The organism is Pseudonocardia pini (assembly GCF_013870575.1).
GTDB classification, from domain to species: Bacteria; Actinomycetota; Actinomycetes; order Mycobacteriales; family Pseudonocardiaceae; genus Pseudonocardia; species Pseudonocardia pini.
Window position 1 is genome coordinate 1 of record NZ_JACBXB010000523.1, and the last position, 3981, is coordinate 3981.

General features: G+C 72.9%; 2 protein-coding genes. Both read right to left on the reverse strand.

Translation table 11 applies throughout. The annotated features are described in order from the left end of the window. Positions 1–439: hypothetical protein (locus H5J29_RS23855; protein ID WP_220187841.1), on the reverse strand; the 439-nt coding region annotated here is incomplete at its 3' end. 148 nt (positions 440–587) lie between these two features. Further along, positions 588–3981 (reverse strand): transcription-repair coupling factor (gene mfd / locus H5J29_RS23860; RefSeq protein WP_181783271.1); only part of this gene is annotated, 3394 nt, incomplete at its 5' end.

Here is a 3981-nt window from a genome sequence, read left to right on the forward strand (position 1 = left end):
CCAGGGCCTGCGCGACCGTGATCTCCGGCGCGGCGGCGGCGCCGACGACGAAGGCCGTGCAGACCAGCACCGTCGCGATCGCACCGGGCAGCAGCCGGACGTGCCACTGCAGGGCCACCACCGCGAGCGACGCGATCGGTGAGACCCAGCCGAGCGACCGGGCCAGCAGGACGGGGTCGACCAGCAGGGACTGGGCCAGGCACAGCCCGCACATGAACGCCATGTCCACGACCCACACCCAGGTCGCGGGCCGGGTGCGCATCAGCCGGAGGTAGCCCAGGCTCCACCCGGCCAGGGCCACCGCGACGGCCGCACAGACGGCCATGCCCGCAGGTGGGGCGGCGAACGGGGCCGCCACGGCCATGAGCACGCCGACGACCGCGCGCGCCCCCGCCGCATAGCGCAGACCGAACCGGTCCAGCAGAGCCCCTGTCGACATGTCGGACCACAGGTCGCAGCCGGCGACGCCCTCGTTACTACCCGCAGCTCAGAAGCTGGACGACTGTCCAGCCGCCGAATCGTGGAGCCACGACGGTCCCGTCACACCGTGCCGGAACCCGGTATGTGCGGCGGGTCGCGCCGCACACTCAGGCGACGGGGACCGGGGTGGCCAGCTCCTTCACCAGCGCCGTGAGCCAGTCCAGCAGCTCCAGGTCGCGCAGCGGGGCGCCGCCGATCCGGTTCCCGACAGCGGGCTTCGGGACCGTGACGAGCCGCGCGGCGGGCTTGTACTGGCCCTTGGGGTGCATCCGCTTGAACCGCATCTGCTTCGAGTCCGGCAGGTCGACCGGGCCGACCCGGATCATCGTGCCCGCCACCGCGACCTCCGCGAGCCCCAGCGACCGGCAGAGCTGCCGGAACCGGGCCACCGCGAGCAGGTTCCGCACCGGCTGCGGCGGCTCGCCGTAGCGGTCCTTCAGCTCCTCGACCACGGCCTCGAGCGCCTCGGGGTCCCCCGCCTCGGCGATCTTGCGGTAGGCCTCCAGACGCAGCCGCTCGCCGTCGACGTAGTCGTGGGGGACGTGGGCGTCGATCGGCAGGTCCACCCGGACCTCGGCCAGCGGCTCGACCTCGTCGCCCGGCTCCGCCCCGGCGTGCTTGCGGAAGGTGGCCACCGCCTCCCCCACCAGCCGGATGTACAGGTCGAACCCGACACCCGCGATGTGCCCGCTCTGCTCCGCGCCCAGGATGTTGCCCGCGCCGCGGATCTCCAGGTCCTTCATCGCGACGGCCGCGCCGGACCCCAGCTCGGAGTGCTGCGCGATCGTGGCCAGCCGGTCGTGCGCGGTCTCGGTGAGCGGGTGCTCCGGCGGGAACAGGAAGTACGCGTACCCGCGCTCGCGCCCACGGCCGACGCGCCCGCGGAGCTGGTGGAGCTGCGAGAGCCCGAGGGTGTCCGACCGCTCGACGATCAGCGTGTTGGCGTTGGAGATGTCCAGCCCGTTCTCGACGATCGTCGTACAGACGAGGACGTCGAACTCCCGGTGCCAGAAGGCGTTCACGGTCTGCTCGAGCAGGTCCTCGTTCATCTGCCCGTGTGCGACGCCGATCCGCGCCTCCGGGACGAGGTCCTGGATGTGCTTGGCCGCGCGGTCGATCGAGGTGACCCGGTTGTGCACGAAGAAGACCTGGCCGTCGCGCAGCAGCTCGCGGCGGATGGCGGCGGCGACCTGCTTGTCGTCGTAGGCGCCGACGTAGGTCAGCGTGGGGTGCCGGTCCTCGGGCGGGGTGGTGATCGTGGACATCTCGCGGATGCCCGCGAGGCTCATCTCCAGCGTCCGCGGGATCGGCGTGGCGGAGAGGGTGAGCACGTCCACGTGCGCGCGCAGCGCCGTGATGTGCTCCTTGTGCTCCACGCCGAAGCGCTGCTCCTCGTCGACGATCACCAGCCCGAGGTCCTTCCACCGGACACCGGTCTGCAGCAGCCGGTGGGTGCCCACGACGATGTCGACGGTGCCGTTCGCCAGCCCCTCGATCGTCTCCTTCGCCTCGGCGTTGTCCGTGAAGCGGGACAGGCCCTTCACCGTGACCGGGAACGCGCGCATGCGGTCGGCGAAGGTCGACAGGTGCTGGGTGGCGAGCAGCGTCGTCGGGACGAGGACGGCGACCTGCTTGCCGTCCTGCACCGCCTTGAACGCGGCCCGCACGGCGATCTCGGTCTTGCCGAACCCGACGTCCCCGGTGATCACCCGGTCCATCGGGACCGGGCGCTCCATGTCCCGCTTGACCTCGTCGATCGCGGAGAGCTGGTCGGGGGTCTCGGTGTAGGGGAAGGCGTCCTCGAGCTCGCGCTGCCACGGGGTGTCCGCGGCGAAGGCGTACCCGGGCGACGACTGGCGCGCGGCGTAGAGCTGCACCAGCCCCGCCGCGATGTCCCGGACCGCCTTGCGCGCCTTGCTCTTCGTCTTCGACCAGTCCGAACCGCCGAGCTTGTTCAGCGTGGGCTGCTCGCCGCCGACGTACCGCGAGATCTCGTCGAGGGCGTCCGTCGGGACGAACAACCGGTCCGCAGGCTGCCCCCGCTTCGAGGAGGCGTACTCCAGCACCAGGTACTCGCGGGTGGCGCCCTGGACCGTGCGCTCCTTCATCTCGATGAACCGCCCGATGCCGTGCTGGGCGTGCACCACGAAGTCCCCGGGCTGCAGCGCGGCGAGGTCGACCGCGTTGCGACGACGGGCGGGCATCTTCCGCGAGGTCGTGTCCAGCCCCGCACGGGTGCCGGTCAGGTCCGCCTCGGAGAGCAGGACGAGCCCGACCTCCGGGGCCGTGAACCCGTCCGCGATCCGCCCGCAGGTGACCGTGACCAGGCCCTTCTCGGGGGCGTCGGTGATCTCCTCGAGCAGGGTCGCAGGCACCTCGGCCTCGCCGAGCTGCTCCAGCGAACGCTGCGCGGTGCCCTGCCCGGCCACCACGAGGACCGCCGAGCCGCCCGCCGCGGTGTGCGCGCGCAGGTCCACCAGCGCCCGCTCGATGTCCCCGCGGTACGACTCGATCTCGTGCATGCCTGCGACCACGGCGTCGTCGGCACCGGAGAGCAGCGGGCTCAGCGAGACCACGGCCCGGCCGGTGGCGGTGGCGTGCCGCAGGACCTCCGCGAGGTCCTGGTAGGCCGAGGCGCCGACGTCGATCGGCGCGGCCCCGCCGGTGCCCGCCGCCAGCCAGGAGGCCTCCAGGAACTCCTGCCCGGTCCGGACGAGGTCCCGGCTGCGGGTGCGGATCCGCTCGGGATCGGCGAGCAGCACGCGGGAGCCCGCCGGGAGCAGGTCGGTGAGCAGCTGCAGCTCGCCGCCGACGAGGGCGGGGATCAGCGACTCCATGCCCTCCGCCGGGATGCCCTCGGCGAGGTGTTCCAGCAGCTCGCGCAGCTGCGGGTTGTTCTCGTGCTCGCGGGCGAGCCGGGCCGCGCGCTCCCGCACCGGCGCGGTGAGCAGCAGCTCCCGGCACGCGGGTGCGGTGACCTCGGTGACCACCGGCTCGTCCATCGACCGCTGGTCGGCCACGGAGAAGGCCCGCAGCTCGGAGACCTCGTCCCCCCAGAACTCGATGCGGACGGGATGGTCGGCCGTCGGGACGAAGAGGTCGAGGATGCCGCCGCGGACGGCGAACTCGCCGCGCCCGGTGACCATCTCCACGCGGGTGTAGGCGAGCTCGACGAGCCGCTCCAGCAGCTGCTCGAAGTCGTGCTCGGTGCCCACGCGCAGGGTGATCGGGTCGAGGCTGCCCAGCCCCGGCGCGATCGGCTGGATCAGGCTCCGCGCCGCGGCGGCCACGATCCGCGGCGGGTTCTCGCCGCTCAGCGCCCGGAACAGGGTCAGGCGGCGACCCACGGTGTCCGGCCGCGGGGAGAGCCGCTCGTGCGGCAGCGTCTCCCAGCTGGGCAGGACCGCGACCTCCCCGGTGATCAGCTCGCGCGCCGCGGCGGCGAGGATCTGCGTGTACAACCGCAACGCCCTCGCGGTGGCGGACCAGGACGGCAAGGTC